This window comes from Acinetobacter sp. LF10 (genome assembly GCF_048585715.1).
Classification (GTDB): domain Bacteria; phylum Pseudomonadota; class Gammaproteobacteria; order Pseudomonadales; family Moraxellaceae; genus Acinetobacter.
Map to the genome: position 1 here is coordinate 375,838 of NZ_CP184160.1, position 17,585 is coordinate 393,422.

12 protein-coding genes and 1 pseudogene are annotated in these 17,585 nt (G+C 38.3%); 8 read left to right on the forward strand and 5 right to left on the reverse strand.

Annotated elements, in window-relative coordinates; translation table 11 throughout:
* Positions 1-202: 202 nt before the first annotated feature.
* A complete protein-coding gene (locus tag ACN19N_RS01730) occupies positions 203-1,699 on the forward strand; it encodes a flavin-containing monooxygenase (RefSeq protein WP_420001852.1) in 1,497 nt (498 codons plus the stop codon).
* Between the two features lie 48 nt (positions 1,700-1,747).
* Here ACN19N_RS01730 and ACN19N_RS01735 read toward each other — a convergent pair whose 3' ends face one another.
* The gene (locus ACN19N_RS01735; RefSeq protein ID WP_420002346.1) at positions 1,748-2,164 is read right to left on the reverse strand and encodes a hypothetical protein; all 417 of its coding nucleotides are present in this window, start codon (positions 2,162-2,164) and stop codon (positions 1,748-1,750) included.
* A 155-nt stretch (positions 2,165-2,319) separates the two neighbouring features.
* On the opposite strand from ACN19N_RS01735, the gene ACN19N_RS01740 reads away from it, so the two are divergent.
* Entirely contained in the window at positions 2,320-4,077 is a 1,758-nt protein-coding gene (locus ACN19N_RS01740) for a DUF262 domain-containing protein (RefSeq protein WP_420001853.1), read from the forward strand.
* A gap of 37 nt (positions 4,078-4,114) precedes the next feature.
* On the opposite strand, the gene glyS is transcribed toward ACN19N_RS01740, so the two are convergent.
* Both glyS and glyQ read right to left on the reverse strand, forming a co-directional pair.
* Positions 4,115-6,184, reverse strand: coding sequence for a glycine--tRNA ligase subunit beta (gene glyS / locus ACN19N_RS01745; protein WP_420001854.1), 2,070 nt, complete (start codon positions 6,182-6,184; stop codon positions 4,115-4,117).
* Positions 6,184-7,173 (reverse strand): glycine--tRNA ligase subunit alpha, encoded by a 990-nt coding sequence (gene glyQ / locus ACN19N_RS01750; RefSeq protein WP_018679456.1) that lies wholly within the window; start codon positions 7,171-7,173, stop codon positions 6,184-6,186. The genes glyS and glyQ overlap by 1 nt, the downstream gene beginning before the upstream one ends.
* 809 nt (positions 7,174-7,982) lie before the next feature.
* Here glyQ and ACN19N_RS01755 point away from each other — a divergent pair.
* From ACN19N_RS01755 to ACN19N_RS01770, 4 genes and pseudogenes are all read left to right on the forward strand, one after another.
* A complete protein-coding gene (locus ACN19N_RS01755; protein ID WP_420001855.1) occupies positions 7,983-9,245 on the forward strand; it encodes a putative DNA modification/repair radical SAM protein in 1,263 nt (420 codons plus the stop codon).
* A 2-nt stretch (positions 9,246-9,247) separates the two neighbouring features.
* Positions 9,248-10,042, forward strand: coding sequence for a TIGR03915 family putative DNA repair protein (locus tag ACN19N_RS01760; protein WP_346510464.1), 795 nt, complete (start codon positions 9,248-9,250; stop codon positions 10,040-10,042).
* Positions 10,043-10,095: 53 nt separating this feature from the next.
* Positions 10,096-10,511, forward strand: a pseudogene (locus tag ACN19N_RS01765) (lysozyme inhibitor LprI family protein).
* 111 nt (positions 10,512-10,622) lie between these two features.
* A complete protein-coding gene (locus tag ACN19N_RS01770) occupies positions 10,623-11,735 on the forward strand; it encodes an HPP family protein (RefSeq protein WP_420001856.1) in 1,113 nt (370 codons plus the stop codon).
* A gap of 60 nt (positions 11,736-11,795) precedes the next feature.
* Here ACN19N_RS01770 and ACN19N_RS01775 read toward each other — a convergent pair whose 3' ends face one another.
* Entirely contained in the window at positions 11,796-12,065 is a 270-nt protein-coding gene (locus ACN19N_RS01775; protein WP_004660281.1) for a PspC domain-containing protein, read from the reverse strand.
* A gap of 346 nt (positions 12,066-12,411) precedes the next feature.
* Here ACN19N_RS01775 and ACN19N_RS01780 point away from each other — a divergent pair, with 346 nt between their 5' ends.
* Positions 12,412-13,083: a hypothetical protein gene (locus ACN19N_RS01780; protein WP_420002347.1), complete on the forward strand. Its 672-nt coding sequence runs from the start codon at positions 12,412-12,414 to the stop codon at positions 13,081-13,083.
* A 58-nt stretch (positions 13,084-13,141) separates the two neighbouring features.
* On the opposite strand, the gene ACN19N_RS01785 is transcribed toward ACN19N_RS01780, so the two are convergent.
* Positions 13,142-14,965, reverse strand: a complete 1,824-nt coding sequence (locus ACN19N_RS01785) for an acyl-CoA dehydrogenase C-terminal domain-containing protein (protein ID WP_241339541.1) — start codon at positions 14,963-14,965, stop codon at positions 13,142-13,144.
* Positions 14,966-15,204: 239 nt separating this feature from the next.
* On the opposite strand from ACN19N_RS01785, the gene ACN19N_RS01790 reads away from it, so the two are divergent.
* The gene (locus tag ACN19N_RS01790) at positions 15,205-17,532 is read left to right on the forward strand and encodes a hypothetical protein (protein WP_420001857.1); all 2,328 of its coding nucleotides are present in this window, start codon (positions 15,205-15,207) and stop codon (positions 17,530-17,532) included.
* Positions 17,533-17,585 lie beyond the last annotated feature (53 nt).

Consider the following 17,585-nt stretch of genomic DNA (forward strand, 5'->3'; position numbering starts at 1 on the left):
GTGTAGATAAACGCTGAGAAGTTCAATCTATGTTTTGGGATAACACTGTAAATCTAAGCTGAATCGGTTGAATGCAAACAATGGTAAGCCGTCTTAGCAATTTGTGTCAAAAATGACCTAAGAAAAGGCCTGTCTTGATAATGACCCTCTACATCGTTTATGCCATGTTGTTCACGGAATTAAAATAAGGAAATACGTGGTTATGGGTACACAATCGAAGACTGTTCCATTTCATCGTGTCATTGTGATCGGCGGTGGTTTTGCAGGTCTAGGCGCAGCCATTAAACTCAAACAAGCAGACATCCAAGATTTTATTTTGCTAGAAAAAGCCAATGAGTTGGGGGGGGTATGGCGTGAAAATACCTATCCAGGCTGTGCTTGTGATGTGCCTTCGGCATTGTATTCGTATTCTTTTGAACCCAATCCTGCATGGAGTCGTGTGTTTGCAGGACAGGCTGAAATCAAACAATATCTGCAAAACACGGCACAAAAATACCAAGTATTACCTCATGTCCGTTTTCAACATGAAGCCCTTGCAGCAACGTGGTCAGATGCTAAACAGTGCTGGATTATTAAAACCAATCAAGGCGAATTACATTCACAATTTGCGATTATGGCATGTGGCCCAATGCACGAGCCAGTGATTCCAAATATTCAAGGATTAAAAGATTTTAAAGGCGAAATTTTCCATTCATCGCGTTGGCGACATGATGTGGACTTAACAGGTAAACGTGTTGCAGTCATTGGTACAGGTGCTTCCGCAATTCAGTTTGTGCCACAAATCCAGCCTTTGGTAAAAGAACTGACTGTGTTTCAACGTACACCGCATTGGATTTTACCTAAATCGGATATGCCACTGCCAAGTGCGATTCAAACCTTATTTAAATATGTCCCTGTCACTCAGTCGGTGATGCGTGGATCAGTCTATGGCATCTTTGAAACCTTAAATGGTGGTTTACAAAGTAATGCGGCGATGCGACAAGTACAGCGTATTGCTGAATTTCATATTAAACAGGGCATTAAAGACTCTAAGTTACGTGCCAAAGTCACACCAAACTACGTGATTGGTTGTAAGCGGATTCTCCAGTCTAATGAATGGTATCCAGCCCTAGCTCAAGACAATGTCAATGTGGTGGCGGGTGCATTGAGCGAAGTGAAAGGCAAGCAATTGATTGCCAGTGATGGCACGACTTTTGAAGCGGATGTGATCATTCTTGGGACAGGTTTTGAAGTGGCTGAACCGCCCATTGCACAGCGTGTCTATAACCGTTATGGGCAGAGTATGGCTGATGTGTGGCAGGGTAGTCCAGAAGGTTATATGGGAACGATGGTGGCAGATTGCCCGAATGGCTTTTTGATGTTTGGACCGAATATTGCGGTGAGTTCTTCTGCTTTTATCATTATCGAAGCGCAGCTCACTTATATTATGGATGCGTTGAAACAAGCGATTCAAAAAAATATCAAAACTATAGAACCTGATCCTGTGCGTATGGCTGAGTTTAATCAACGGGTACAAGAGGCTTTACAAACCACGGTTTGGAACAAGGGTGGTTGTCAGAGTTATTTCATTGATCGGAACGGGCGCAATAGTACGGTATGGCCGTGGACGACGTTTAAGATGCGCCAGCAACTCAGCCGTTTTAATTTAAATGAATATCTGATTGATCGTCAGGTTAAGCTCGAAACTGAAACAGCTTAAATCTCTATCATTAAAAAAACCTCTAATTTTTAATTAGAGGTTTTTTATTTAGTTCGATGATGGCTGACTAAGTTCAGCACGCTCAATAGGAACATTTCCATCATTTGTACCCACCACCGCATCTTTGGTGTCTTGCCATTTTTTAGCAGTGTATTGTTTGGCTTTTTGTGTTTGTTCCTGAACGATTTCAGATTGTTCAGCGGTATATTCTTTGGTGTTTTTCCATCTTTCACTCATTTTTTGTGAGGTGTTTTCAGATGCTCCTTGAATTGAATCACCTAAGTTTTGTAGTCCTTTACCTGTTTTATACAACAATACTCGACCGAGACTAGGGTTGTCACCATAAGGAAGTGTTTTTTCAGCCGTTGTCGTGTTTGCATTTGTGGCTGTTGTATTTTCGGCTGCCCAGAGAGAAGACGATGCGATTAGTGCAGTCGCTAAACACAGTACAGGAACTTTTTTCATCATCTTTTGTTCCGTCAAAGGTAGGATAGTTTGTAAAATATCTATATATTAAAATTTTACACGAGAATATTTGTTTGTTTTTTATATAATAATTATATATGAGGTGTATAATTCTTATTTAAGAAATATTTATAAGTTTAATAGATGGTGTGAAAATGAAAATTGATGCTGCTGATAAAGATATAGGAGATATACTTAATCTAGGCTATTTTAAAATACCACGGTTTCAACGTCCATATTCTTGGGAATTAGACGAAGTGCAAACTTTCTGGGACGATGTTGTTAATGGGAGTGCAACTGATTATTTTATTGGATCAATGGTTGCATTTCAGATAAATAAACCGTACTTTGGTATCGTAGATGGTCAACAGCGTTTAACTACAATTACCCTAATGTTGGCTGCTTTAAGGAATGCATTTTTTAGACTAGGTAGTGATAATTTAGCTAAAGGTATTCATCAATTCATCGAAAGAGAGAATGTTGATTATGAAAATGAGTATATTTTAAATGCAGAAACCTCATTTCCTTATTTTCACTCTCAAATACAAGCTTATCCTGATGAAATTATAGTTGCTGAAAATGATATAGGCGTAGAGGAGCAAAACTTAAAAAATGCATTTGATCGTATCGAAAATAATTTGATAAAGGAATTGACAAATTTAGTTTTAAAAAAGAAATATGAATTTGATAAATTAAAAGACAGAAAATATAATTTTTTACTAGATGATAGCGATCATAAAAAAGTAACAGAATACTTACGTAGTATACGTGACAAAATACGTTCTCTTAAGTTGGTTTTTATTAACTTAGATAATGAGGAAGATGCGTATCTTATTTTTGAAACTCTTAATGCAAGAGGTAAAGACCTTCGAGTTTCAGATTTAATTAAAAACTTACTACTTCAAAAAATAAAATCTACCAGTAAAAGTGTAGATAAACCTAAAGAAGCTTGGAATTCCATTGTAAACAAACTATCTAAGTCAGGAACAGATGTAGTTGATAACTATGTTGTACATTATTGGTTGGCTAACAGAGAATATACTACTGAAAAAGAGCTTTTTGCTAAGGTAAAAAAATACGTAAATTCTGACCAAGATAATGCACAAAGAATTTTAAACGATTTAGGGGTGTATTCTGAGTTTTATTTGAAGATGCTTATGCCTAACTCAACTATAACAACTAAAGAAATGCTAGGTGTTAAAAATAGTTTGAATGGTTTAAGGGTGTTTAATGTCAGACAGCAATCATCTATTGTCTTAGCATTGTTAGCTGCGTATGAAAGTGGGCGTATAACTCTTAAAAATTTAAAAAAATCTTTGAAAATTATTGAGCATTTTCATTTTCAGTATAATGCGATTGCATCAAAAAGATCATCAGGGTCTATTGCTACTGGTTATTCTAAGTTAGCACTAGAACTTAACTTAGTAAAAGATAATGACTCTTTTCAAAAGTTTTATAATAATTTGCATAAACATTTGTCAGATAAAATGCCTCAATTTGATGAGTTTGATGTTAAATTTAAACAATTAATTTATCTTTCTGATCAAACAAGGAATCGTAATATTATTAAGTACGTATTTACATTGCTTATGGAAGAAAATAATCCTGCTTTAAATTTAGATTATGAATCTTTGACAATTGAGCATTTGATTTCACAATCTACACTAAAGGATGTTAATGTTGGAAAAGAACAAATTATTGGTGGTTTTGGAAATTTAATTTTAGTATCAACAAGTATTAATAGTAATGAGTTGGCAAATAAACCAATAGAAGAAAAAATGGTTATTTTAAAAGATAAGCAATATCCGTTTAGACAAAATATGCTAAAACAAGAGTTTTCAGGAACCGATCAGGAAATTGAAAATAGATTGGATGAACTGGCTAAGAAAGTTTATGAGATAACAAAAATTTAAAAAACCGCCAAAAGACGGTTTTTTAAATGGACTTTACTTAATGCTGTAAAACCGAAATATCTGCAGCACTTGTAAACAAATCACGCAACTGAGCCAATAAACGTAAACGGTTTGCTTTCAACTCTGCATCATCTGCCATAACCATCACGCCTTCAAAGAAAGCATCAATTGGCGCACGAAGTGCGGCAAGTTTAGACAGTGCCTCTGTATAGTTACGTGCAGCAAGTAAAGGCTGAACCACTGGTGTTAAAGCTGATAACTCTGCATAAAGTGCTTTTTCAGCAGCTTCAACCAGATTCGCTTCAACCACAGCACCTTCTGGTGTTGCTTCTTTGGCAAGAATATTGGCAACACGTTTATTTGCCGCAGCCAATGCAGCCGCTTCTGGCAAAGTACGGAAATGATTCACCGCAGTCACACGCTTATCAAAATCAAGAGGAGATTTTGGTGCAAGTGCTTGAACCGCTTGAATCACATCAACTGCTACGCCTTGATCTTCATATTTAGCACGGTAACGACCTTCAAGGAACGCAACGGCATCCGCACGCGTCTTGTCATGATCTTTAACCACGTCGCCATAACCTTGAAGCGCAAAGTTCACCAATTCTTCAATCGTCACATCAAGATCATTTTCAATGATCAAACGTAAGATACCGATTGCAGAACGACGTAATGCAAATGGGTCTTTAGAACCTGTTGGTGCTTGACCAATACCAAAAATACCAACAAGCGTATCTAAACGATCTGCAAGGGCAATGGTTGTACCTGTCTTGGTTTGTGGTAATACATCACCCGCAAATTTAGGTAAGTATTGCTCACCTAAAGCTTCAGCAACTTCATGATTCTCACCTTCAAGGCGAGCATAATAAGTGCCTGCAATCCCTTGAAGTTCAGGGAATTCACCTACAAGTTCAGAGGTCAAATCACATTTAGCGAGTAATGCTGCTTTTTCAGCATCGGCTGCATTTGCACCTGTAATCGGTGACAAGGCAACGGCTAATTTCGCAATACGTTCTGATTTGTTCCAAAGCGTACCCAATTGCGCTTGGAATACCATATTCGCGAGTTTTTCTTTACGAGATGCAAGCGGTTGCTTTTGATCTTGTAGGAAGAAGAATTCTGCATCCGACAAACGAGGGCGTACAACTTTCTCATTGCCTTCAATAATTTGAATCGGATCTTTCGACTCAATATTTGAAATAGTAATGAAGTAAGGCTGTAATTTACCTTCAGCATTGATCAAACAGAAATACTTTTGATTGTCCTGCATCGTGGTAATTAAGGCTTCTTGAGGAACAGCTAAATAACGCTCTTCAAAAGTCGCACGTAATGCAACTGGCCATTCAACCAAGCTGGTGACTTCATCAAGTAAGTCTGCTGGGACAATCGCAGTTGCATTGACTTCATCAGCTAACTTTTTCACTTGATCTTGAATGGTTGCTTGACGCTTTTCAAAGTTCGCAACAACATAAGCTTTTTCTAAAGCAGCAAGGTAGTCATTTGCATGCGCCAAAGTCACGGCTTCAGGTGCATGGAAACGATGACCATACGTCACATTAGCTGCTTTGTGATCTTGAATCGTTGCTTCAACCACTTGATCATCTTTCAGTAATACGACCCATTTTACTGGACGCACGAATTCAGTACGGCTTGCTGCTGAACGCATACGTTTTGCGATTGGTAAATTATCCAATGCAGTCTGTAAAATTTGTGGCAGTAAAGCATCAAGGCTTTGACCTTTCACATCTTTCAAGAAGCAAACTTTTTCTACTTTACCTGCTTGGAACGTTGAAAGCTGATCAACCGTAATGCCTTGACCGCGCATAAAGCCTTCAAGTGCTTTAGTTGCTTTGCCTTCAGCATCATAAGCCGCTTGTACAGCAGGGCCGTCAAAACGTTTTTGTGTATCCGCTTGAGCCGCATCAATATCCACAATTTTAAGGGCTAAACGACGTGGTGCTGCATAAGCTTCGATCGCAGCGAAGTTTAAGCCTGCATCTTTTAAGCCTTTTTCGGTTTCGGCTTTTAAAGCATCACGCAAAGTTTTTAAGCTTTTTGGTGGAAGTTCTTCACAGCCAAGTTCAAATAAAACTGTATGTTGAGTCATTATTTATTCTCCTTCGCTTTTTCAGCTTGGGCTGCTTCTGCTTCAACTTGTGCTTTGAGTTGAGCCAATACTTCATCACGTAAATGCGGTTCTGCCATTGGGAAACCGAGCTTCGCGCGGGCAGCGACATAACTTTGTGCAATAGAGCGCGCCAATGTACGCACACGTAAAATATAACGTTGACGTTCAGTTACCGAAATTGCACCACGTGCATCCAACAAGTTAAAGCTATGCGATGCTTTAATCACTTGCTCATAAGCAGGGAGTGGCAGTTCAGCTTCCATTAAGCGAGTTGCTTCCGCTTCATAGAAATCGAATAATTCAAACATTTTTTCAACGTTGGCATATTCAAAGTTATAGGTTGATTGTTCCACTTCATTTTGATGGAATACATCGCCGTAAGTCACTGTACCGAACTGACCTTTAGTCCAAACCAGATCGTAAACTGAGTCTACACCTTGAAGGTACATCGCAAGACGTTCTAAACCGTAAGTAATTTCGCCAGTCACAGGGTAGCATTCAACACCACCGACTTGTTGGAAGTAAGTGAACTGAGTCACTTCCATACCATTGAGCCAAACTTCCCAACCTAAGCCCCATGCGCCCAGTGTTGGAGATTCCCAGTTGTCTTCTACGAAACGGATGTCGTGTGTGAGCGTATCAATGCCGATTGCTTTTAATGAATCAAGATACAGCTGTTGGATATTATCTGGGTTTGGCTTAAGTACCACTTGGAACTGATAGTAATGTTGTAAGCGGTTCGGGTTCTCACCATAACGACCATCTTTCGGACGGCGTGAAGGTTGAACATAAGCCGCATTCCAAGTTTCTGGACCTAATGCGCGTAAGAAAGTTGCAGTGTGGAATGTCCCTGCACCCATTTCCATATCATATGGTTGTAATATGACGCAGCCTTGCTCCGCCCAATAGTTTTGTAGGGCAAGAATCAAGCCCTGAAAGGTATCAATATGCGAAATCGCACGACTCATGGTGCATCCACTGGAATCAAACAAAAATTGTGCTTAAGTATAAGGATTTTGCAGAGTAGTGGCAAAGGCTTAATGTGTTGAAAAATGCTGAGTTGATATCCTAAGTTTTGCTATTTCGATAATTCCAATGATCAGGTTGTGAATTTCATCGATATGTTAAGTTTGATAAGAATATTTTCTATCCAAACTAGTGTGAAAATAAGCACAGCAAAAACTATGAGTTAGCCTGTTTTCTTGTCAAAATTTTTAAGAAATACCAGTAGCAGAAACTTGTAAATACTGCACAAGTACTCATAGCTATAAAGTCATCAGAAATAAAGAATTTTTCCCAATAATTTAAAGATAATTCATGATTAAAAAGAAGTTGTAATACTGCAATAGTAAGAGGTGTGATTAAGATTGCTACTAGTAAAATCATCCACAGATAAAGTAATTTATGTTTGTTTAGAAAAGTAGAAATTACAAAAGAAATTGGTACTACTAATATGCAGTAAAACAACCAAATGATAATACTAAAGCTAAAGTTAAACAAAAGATTAGAAATTGAAAACTGCTTATTAATAGTCGTGAATAAGGACACAAGAATTAAGAGTAAAGGAATTGGAGCGAGTAATAAGCTTTTTATAATAATTGAATTGTTTATAGATTTTATCATGTAGTGACGTGGCTTTTAGAATTATATAAGTAGATTATAAAAGATGAAATTAACTACATCAACGTCACCTCATGACGCAGAGCATCCTTTCCCATCTTAATTTTCCGATGCTGAAATGCTACCGTTTAAATGATGTTTTCTCAGGTCGTTTGAAATGTCTGATCGCATTCGTGAAAAGCTGCAAATCTTAGCGGACGCTGCCAAATATGACGTGTCCTGTTCCTCCAGTGGTAGTGACCGTAAAAATAAAGATAAGGGGCTAGGTGATGCCAGCCGGGCAGGGATTTGCCATAGCTATACCGAAGATGGTCGTTGTGTTTCTTTACTGAAAATCTTGTTCAGTAATGTCTGTATTTTTGATTGCGCTTATTGTGTGTCACGCCGTTCCAATGATGTCACACGTGCTGCATTTACCGTACAAGAAGTGGTTGACCTGACCATTAATTTTTATCGTCGAAATTATATAGAGGGATTATTCCTTAGCTCAGGTATTTTTAAATCCGCAGACCATACGATGGAGCGGATGCTTCAAGTGGTGAAAAAACTACGTCTAGAGGAAAATTTTAATGGCTATATTCATCTCAAAACTATTCCGGGTGCATCGCCTGAGCTGATTCATGAAGCAGGACTTTATGCTGACCGCATGAGCATCAATTTAGAAATGCCAACCGAGGTTGGATTAAAAGCATTTGCGCCTGAAAAATCACATCAAGAAGTACAAAAAGACTTGGGGCTAGTGCGAGATCGACTCATTCAACTCAAAGATGAACGTCAAATTATTAAGCATGTACCGAAATATGTACCCGCAGGGCAAACCACACAGATGGTGGTGGGAGCGCATCAAGAAACTGATCAAGACGTACTTGTGATGGCAGATCGACATTACAAAGAATTTAAGCTGAAACGGGTGTATTTTTCAGGTTATATTCCAATTAATACGGAAAATAACTATTTACCTGCGGTGGGTTCTGCACCGCCTTTGCTACGCGAAAATCGACTTTATCAGAGCGATTGGTTGATGCGGTTTTATGGGTTTGAAGTCAATGAAATCGTCAACGAAAAACACCCACATTTAGATTTGGATGTAGACCCAAAACTGAGTTGGGCATTGCGTCATCCTGAACAATTTCCAGTGGATTTAAATCGTGCGGATTATCAAATGATTCTGCGCGTGCCTGGCATTGGGGTGAAGTCTGCCAAGAAAATCGTACAAGCGCGCCGTTTTGGTAAAGTGCATATTGATTTGCTGAAACAACTTGGTGTGGCGTATTCACGTGCCAAGTTTTTTATTCGTTGTGAAGATAGTCCACGGTTTCAAAAGGAACTTTCTACGACTGATATTCGTCAGCAAATATTAACGCAGAGTTCATCTAAATACGTGAAACAACTGTCACCACAATTGAGTTTAGGATTTTAAACATGCTCAGTGATGCGGTGGTTTATTATTACTTTGATGGCTCTATGGTCGGTTTACTCAACTGTGTATTTCGTGCTTTTCAATTTAAAGAATTCCACGTTCAACTGTGTTTAAACCAAGGTGCACAGCATGGCTTATTTGCCACGGTGGTTGAAATTCCAAATCATGAGCAACATGCAGCACGTGTTTGGTCAGCTTTACAGCAGAAACTTTCGCACTCATCTCTGAAACAATTTTATTTTGCTTATTTGTCGGAATCCTTGGATGCCTATCAGCATTTATTTAATTACTGTGTCTATGTTTTTCAGCATCAACATTCAGTCGAAAAAAATTACTCTCATCCCAGTGTTTTAGCGATTTCGCAATGGACGAAAAAGGTCGGGCGCGAAAAGCATCGTATGGAAGCTTTTGTGCGGTTTAAGAAAACCACAGATGGTTTATTTTTAAGTTTGGTTCGACCTGATTTTAATGTCTTGCCTTTGATACAGCCGCATTTTAAGCGTCGTTATCAAGATCAACGTTGGTTGATTTATGACGAACAACGTAAATATGGATTGTATTATGATTTACGCGAAATTCACGAGGTGTCTTTAGAGGCCAATCAGATTGACCGTAATATCGAAAATGGTGCGAGTCAAAACTTCCAATTAGAATTAGATGAACAAGAAGAATTATACGATCAGCTTTGGAAAGATTATTTCAATAGTATCAACATTAAAGAACGTCAGAATGTGAAATTGCATGTGCAATATTTACCTAAACGCTATTGGCGGTATCTCAATGAAAAATATGTTTAAGGCATTTTTTGATTATTATTTTAAAAATACCAACATAACAAAAGAGCACATTCATGACTAAATTAGTTTTAAAAACAGTAGTACTGATCATGGCTTGTTTGAGTACTTTGGTATTTGCCAAAACGCAAGATAAAGCGATAGATCCTTATAACCAATGTGTCGATGACACCATTCAACAGCTAAAACTGGGGAATATCAATAATGCTGTGGTGGAGATCTGTAGCACCAGAACCAAAACTTTATATGCAAAGCAGATTGTGCAGTTATTGGATCAAATAAAAAAACAGAGTCAGGAATACAAGCAGCCTGAACGCTATCAGGACATCATGAAATCACAACAGCTTTGGAAAAATTTTGTCGATCAAGAGTGCCGTAATGGGGTGCTTATATCGGTTCGCCGATGTATGAGTTTTGCCCCATGCAAAAATATGCAGAGCGATTGGAGCAATTGAAGGAGTATTTAAATTGACCTTGATCAGTTTTCGTTATTATTTAAAACTGTAATTTAAATACACCTTCAGTCTGAGTCAGCGTATACTGCTGCAACCAATGAAACAACACTATTCCAGCAAGGTGCATTGTGAGCTTAACCCAATCAGACTGGCTAAATTTCTTAAAACCGAATTACAAAGTATTACCTTTGAAAGAACGTTTACTTTCAGGATTTGGCGCGCTTTGTGGTTTAGCAATATCTTCTTTAATTAGTTGGTATGTATTGGGCGGTATGAATGCTTGGTATATCGCTCCTATGGGCGCCTCTTCGGTACTGCTTTTTGCAGTTCCGAATAGTCCTTTAGCGCAACCATGGAATGTTGTGGTTGGCAACATATTGGCAGGTTTAATTGGTGTGACATGTACACAGTTATTGCCTGATTTAACCTCTGCTTTTAGTGTCGCAGTTGGGTTAGCCATTTTTATGATGATGACCACTGATTCATTGCATCCTCCAAGCGGTGCAGTTGCAATCACCGCAGTATTAGGTGGTGATGCTGTACATCGTTTGGGATTCCACTTTATTTTATATCCCGTATTACTCAACTCAATTTTACTTTTGTTGATTGCTGTCTTTTTCAATCGTTTGATTGGGCGTCATTATCCGATTACGGCACATGTCAATGAGCGTTCCAAAGACCCTACGCCAACTCAGAAAGTTTCGATCCAACCTAAAGATATTAAGTATGCTTTAGCACACCACACAGAATTATTAGATATTAGTCAGTATGATTTGGAAAAGATCATTTTAGAGGCACAAGAGCATGCTAATGAACGCTTTAATCACTCATTTGTTTGCCAAGATATTATGAGTCGTGATGTGATTAAGCTACATGAAGATGATGATATTCACCAAGCTTTAGATAAATTCAAAGCGGTAAATTTAATGAGTTTGCCTGTAGTAAATTCAGATCATAATTTGGTAGGGACACTTGCTTTGTATGAGGTTGTGGAGTGGTTTAAAGGTGCAACAGATCCAAGAAATTCATGGCAACACTATGTCCATCAAATTATGAGTCATCGCGTGGTAACGGTTCATCCGCTACAACCGATTCAAGATCTCATTCCTTATTTTGTAGAGAAATCTTTTAATTATATTCCTGTCGTGGAAAATCAACGTTTGATTGGCATTATTAGTCGTGCGGATATGATCGCTGCACTTCAACAACAACTCAGTCGTCAAAAGCTTCAATCAGAATAAAAAAAGCTACGGTTGTATTAGGGGGAAATTCAACCGTAGCGACCAAAAGAGGTAAAGAAATTAACGTTTTATGCTTTGGTCTTCATAAACGGTTTTTACGGGCTGATTATAGCCTTGTACATAATCAACGCGACTTTGCTGTTGTTTTGGAATTACTAACCACAAAATCAGGTAAACCAAAATACCAGGGAAAGCTGCGCTCATGAGTGAAATCACTACAAAGATCAAACGTAATAAATTTGCATTCCAACCAAAACGTTCCGCAATACCGCCCATTACACCAGCGATCATGCTTTGTCGGTTTGAGCGATATAAACCAGAATTGGCCATTTAATTTTTCTCCTAAAATATTTGATACAGCAACAGAATGAGGCTTCATTCATGATAAATCGCTGTTAATAATGAGATAGGGATGAACTGGTTTTTTTAAAGTTTAAACAGATGAGAGAATCGTTACGGTGTGTAAAAGGCTGATGGAAAAAACGACAGTATCGCCTAAAATGCACCGACTTAAAGCATACTGCTTTGTTAATTTGCTATTTCATCAAGTTACGTCCGCCATAATTACCCATTTGGGGAATAGACGAATATTCAAATGCTTCCTATATTTTGCAGAACCATGGGGTGTTTTTTGAAAAAAGTGTGACAACGATGTTGATATTAGAGATTTGTGGATATGCAGTTCAGGTTCTTCTTACAGCATGTTAGTGTAGGATTTTTATTGAGTTTGGGCTTGAGTGCTTGTGATAGCTATCATCCGGATTCAATGAAAACATCAAACCAAGCGCAGCCAACTACTGATGAAAGTTCTATTCCTGTCATGTTAGATGCTGAACAAGCACGAACAAGCGCAAGTGAAGGGATGTCACTGACTGAGGTTGCGGGACAAGCAACAATTCCTCATGTTGCTTCTAAACATATGACGCAACCGACTCAGCAAGATATGCAATATGTTGGGCGCTATCATGCGCGTATTCCTTGTACTGATGCATTTGCTGGTTGTGTCAAAGATGAAAAAGAAGCGGAATATATCTTAAATTTATTAGAAGATGGTTCAGTCTATTGGACCAATACCAGTTTTGGACGCTTGGGGTCAGATCCATCGCGCAATATGACCAAAATAGAGCAAACCTGTAAGCAGGTGCAATGGCATGTTCATGAGGCAGGGAAGGAACTTATTGTCCGTTGTGATGCAGCCAATGTAAATTTGTATTATCAAATTAATCAAGATCATGATTTGGTTATGGATCTTGAGCAAATTTGGAATGGTGACCATGGGCGAAATCGTGTTTTTTTTAAAGAATATCCTTTCCCGAAACAAGCTTATGTGTTTAAAAAAGTGAAATAAAGCTTCCATAAAAAAAGAGCGCTTGAAGCGCTCTTTTTATTGATCAGTTCTGATTGAATTAGTAATCGAAGCTGAAGTGTTCTGGAGCAAGTGAAGTTAAAGTACGTGAAGTCGTTACCATTGATTCTGCATGACCTTGTGCACGCGGCAATAAGCGGTCAAAGTAGAAGTCAGCAACTTTGATTTTTGCTTTATAGAATTCTGGAGTTTCAATGCCGTTACCAGCTTCTAGTTTCTCAGAAGCAATCACTGCTTGTTGAGCCCAGAAATAAGCCATCATTACATAACCAGAGAACATCAAGAAATCATTAGAAGCAGAAGATACGATGTCACGGTCTTTACGAGCTGCAAGCATGATGCGAACAGTTAAAGTGTTCCATTGAGCGCAAAGTTTCGTTAAGTCCCAAGCGAAACGACGTAAATACTTGTTACGCGCATGCGTAGCACAGAATTTCAAGATTTCAGCAGTATAGTCACGAACGACTTTACCTTTTGAACTTAAAAGAACTTTACGACCTAATAAGTCAAGTGCTTGGATACCCGTTGTACCTTCATATAATGTTGAGATACGTGCATCACGTGCGATTTGTTCCATGCCCCATTCTTTGATAAAACCATGACCACCGTATACTTGCATACCATGGTTCGCAGCTTCTAGACCTAATTCAGTCAAGAAACCTTTCAAAATCGGGGTATAGAAACCTAGTTTGTCATCAGCAGCTTCATAAGCAGCTTGATCGCCATTGACTAATGCATCTGTCATTTTGTCTGCAAGTTTTGCAGCATGATAGATCATTGCGCGACCGCCTTCTGCAACCGCTTTTTGAGTTAACAACATACGACGAACGTCAGCATGATGAATAATCGCATCAGCTACACGCTCAGGCTCTTTCTTACCAGAAAGGGCACGCATAGACATACGATCTTTCGCATAAGGTAACGCACCTTGGAAAGAAAGTTCAGCATGTGCAATACCTTGAACCGCTGTACCAATACGAGCAGTATTCATGAACGTAAACATGGCATGTAAACCTTTGTTTACTTCACCGATGAGGTAACCTGTTGCATTGTCAAAGTTCAATACAGCAGTTGCTGAAGCACGGATACCCATTTTGTGTTCGATCGAACCACAAGAAACCGTGTTACGCTCACCCACACCGCCATCAGCAGTCGGGATGAATTTCGGTACGATGAATAAAGAAATACCACGAGTACCAGCAGGTGCATCTGGAAGACGCGCAAGTACGATATGAATAATATTGTCTGTTAAATCATGCTCACCTGCAGAGATGAAGATTTTAGTACCAGAGATTTTATAAGTACCGTCAGCAGCAGGTTCAGCTTTAGTTTTAACTTGACCTAAGTCTGTACCACATTGAGGTTCCGTTAAGCACATTGTGCCTGACCAAGTCCCTTCAACCAATTTAGGCATATAGGTATTTTTTTGCTCATCAGTACCGAACTGCATGATGGTATTCATACAACCAGTACTTAAACCTGGGTACATGGTAAATGACCAGTTCGCAGTACCCATCATTTCAGATTTGATGAGGTTCAACGACATTGGTAGGCCTTGACCACCAAACTCTTCTGGGTAAGAAAGACCTTGCCAACCGCCCATTACGAACTGGTCGTAAGCATCTTTAAAACCTTTAGGCGTTGTTACTTCGCCATTATTGAAAGTACAACCTTCTTCATCACCAGATTGGTTCAGTGGAGAAAGTACGTTTTCGCAGTAATCTGCTGCACCTTCAAGAATCATATCAACGGTTTCAGCATCCGCATTTTGACCACTTGTCAAAGTTTGGTAATGTGCTGGATAATCTAACATTTCGTTCATTAAGAAACGAATATCGCGGAGAGGGGCTTTATAAGCTGGCATAATCTTAATCCTGTATTTGAATCATTTTGGATTATCTGTTTCGATACTTTGATTATTCATAATAGTGATAAAAATACATTGATAAACTCTAGGGAAAAAATTGTCAGAAAAGCTAATTTTCGAAATGAGTTGTGTGTAAGAAAATCATTTTTCTGTTAGAGTCTTCGCATATATTATATGTGAAAAATGATCTATTTTATAGTTGAAAATATAACGATATAAGGGTGTTTGGTAAAGCTATGCGTTTAAAATATTTAACATTATGCTTGTTGGGTCTTGGTCTTTCTGCTTGTTCGCAGCATGTCATTAAAACCAATTCAGGTTCTCAGAATTTAGAGCAAAAGGCAATTAACAGTCTCAATGCAATGTATGAATATCCGAGTTACGATTATCGTGGAAAATTCAAAGTTCATGTCGACCTAGATCAAAATAAATCAAACACCTCGTCAGAAAAGGCGACTTTAGATGCAGCACTCAAACAAAAAGTGGATCAATATTTACAAGAACAAAAGGTTAATTTAAACAGCAAACAAAAGCAGGCACTCTATAATGCCTTGGCACAACAGCCCAAAAGTTCTGGTGGTTCTAAAGCTGATAAATTTGCTCAGATCATGACCAATATATTGAATGATATGCAATTTGAATATGATGGCTCAGTCCACTATCGTCAGAAAATGGGTTCGTTTAATCTGACAGCACGTTATGAAAAACCAACCTTGTTAGTTCAAGCAAAAGTGCCGATGGTCCTAGATTTAAATAATTATAAGTTTTATATCAATTATTTTGCTTTGATGCCGTATTTGGTGAACAAAGAAAATCAAAATAATTTAGCTTATTTGGATTTTTCAAAATATCAGGCAATGTTTAAGCAAGTGGATTACAAAAAATTTGCAGAGTATGTGAAAGCTTCAAGTGCTGTTTATTACCGTTTAGCTGATCAAAATAACATTCAAGCATTGTCTGTCTCCGCTGCTGATCGAAATTTAGGAGTAGTCGAAAAAATTCGCTTAAAAACGTCGATTGAAGAATTAATTTTACAAGCGAATTTGTACAGCAAAGTGAATGAAAAATATTTAATGCAAAGCATTTTAAATATTAAAGAACAAAATTTAGAAAAGCTGATTGCTGATGAAACCAATGCTGCAAGCAAAACCAAACCTGATGCAGCGGCATCCATATTAGCGAATAAAGATTCCGCAGATGATGCCAGTGTCGTCAGTCAGCAATTATATCGTTTAGTGAATCAGCACTTTGGTGTTGAAGATGAAGCTGATCCAAAGGTATCCGATGCAGCGCAGCAAGCGATGGATGCTGCCAAAGAAGCTGGGATAGTCACTGACGATTCAGAATCAGCTGATGCTGCCGCAGATGCAGCTTCTTCCTCAAAAGATGAACAAGGTTTGACAGAGACCCAATGTACAGCGCTTCTGAATGCTCAACAGGCTGCTTATGGCGATGCACAGTATTGTGAAAGTATTTACGATATTGATGTTTTTAATACGAAAAAAGCCGAATCAGGTTTTCTATCTTATGTTGAAAAATTACAAAGCGTAGAAAAAGAATTTGCTGTATATGATCAAAATCAATTTATTGATGATCAGGCATTTAAAGCGCTATGGATCAAGCATCAGGCTGAGATTGAAAAAGCATTGCCTCCTCAAGACAAACGTAATCCATTTACTATGGATATTGGTTTAGATGCGCAAGGGCGAGCAGTTAAAATTGATTATGATTTGAATTATGCACTACCTGAACTGAAGTCTCGTTTTAATCTTAAAGCAGATATGTTGATTTCCAATTATGGCCAAGCAACGCCAATTGATCAGGCTCAATTGAAACGAGCGAAAACATGGGCTGAAGCAAGTAAAGGCTCAATGTTGGAACAAGCAATCGGTAGTTTCTCAGAGAAATTGGGACAGACCAGCATTCAAGAGCGTTCAGTTGAACCTTATACGTTATCTTTAGAGGATCAACTCAAGGTTATTGCAGAACAGCGATATGATGCAACACACAGTTATGAGCAAACATTTAAAGCGGTATTTATTGCCAAACTGATAGAAAATAAAGCAGAAACTGCGCAACGTTATACAAGTCAGGAATTGCAGGAAATCGCAGCTGTTTATGCCTATTGGTATGCCACAGATGACATCTATAACCCACAAGGTAAGGCGTTGAAGAGCATTGAAGCATTACAGAAGAAACATCATCTTGAGCAAGATGATCAGTTTGATGACAAGTTAGGGCAGGCTGTTAATCGTATTGTAAATGATGCGATGCATGGTGATAAAGATCGTCAAGCTTGGAAAAAGCTACAATCTCAATATAAGCAGCCACAGCAGCTATTTGCTCAACAGTATCAAGTTCAATTTGAGCGTGATAATGGAGTTTCAAGTGAGGAAAAACCATTATTGGCACAAACCGCAACGATTTTAGGACAAGTATATGTTGATGCTCGTAAAAATCAGTTGTCTGAAAAGAGCATTAATACATTAAAGATTGAGCACAATGAATTTATTGATTATGAAATCTTTAAAGAAGTGTATTTGAAAATGCTAACGGCAAAATAATTGGCGATTACTTGAAAAGAACCTGCGCAATGCAGGTTCTTTTTTGTTTATTA

What these genes read in the sequence shown, in the direction of transcription:
- ACN19N_RS01780 (WP_420002347.1), top strand. Translation starts at nt 12,412, where the DNA reads ATGCAGTTCAGGTTCTTCTTACAGCATGTTAGTGTAGGATTTTTATTG.
- ACN19N_RS01755 (WP_420001855.1), top strand. Translation starts at nt 7,983, where the DNA reads ATGTCTGATCGCATTCGTGAAAAGCTGCAAATCTTAGCGGACGCTGCC.
- ACN19N_RS01785 (WP_241339541.1), bottom strand. Translation starts at nt 14,965, where the DNA reads ATGCCAGCTTATAAAGCCCCTCTCCGCGATATTCGTTTCTTAATGAAC.
- ACN19N_RS01740 (WP_420001853.1), top strand. Translation starts at nt 2,320, where the DNA reads ATGAAAATTGATGCTGCTGATAAAGATATAGGAGATATACTTAATCTA.
- glyQ (WP_018679456.1), bottom strand. Translation starts at nt 7,173, where the DNA reads ATGAGTCGTGCGATTTCGCATATTGATACCTTTCAGGGCTTGATTCTT.
- ACN19N_RS01735 (WP_420002346.1), bottom strand. Translation starts at nt 2,164, where the DNA reads ATGAAAAAAGTTCCTGTACTGTGTTTAGCGACTGCACTAATCGCATCG.
- glyS (WP_420001854.1), bottom strand. Translation starts at nt 6,184, where the DNA reads ATGACTCAACATACAGTTTTATTTGAACTTGGCTGTGAAGAACTTCCA.
- ACN19N_RS01730 (WP_420001852.1), top strand. Translation starts at nt 203, where the DNA reads ATGGGTACACAATCGAAGACTGTTCCATTTCATCGTGTCATTGTGATC.
- ACN19N_RS01790 (WP_420001857.1), top strand. Translation starts at nt 15,205, where the DNA reads ATGCGTTTAAAATATTTAACATTATGCTTGTTGGGTCTTGGTCTTTCT.
- ACN19N_RS01775 (WP_004660281.1), bottom strand. Translation starts at nt 12,065, where the DNA reads ATGGCCAATTCTGGTTTATATCGCTCAAACCGACAAAGCATGATCGCT.
- ACN19N_RS01760 (WP_346510464.1), top strand. Translation starts at nt 9,248, where the DNA reads ATGCTCAGTGATGCGGTGGTTTATTATTACTTTGATGGCTCTATGGTC.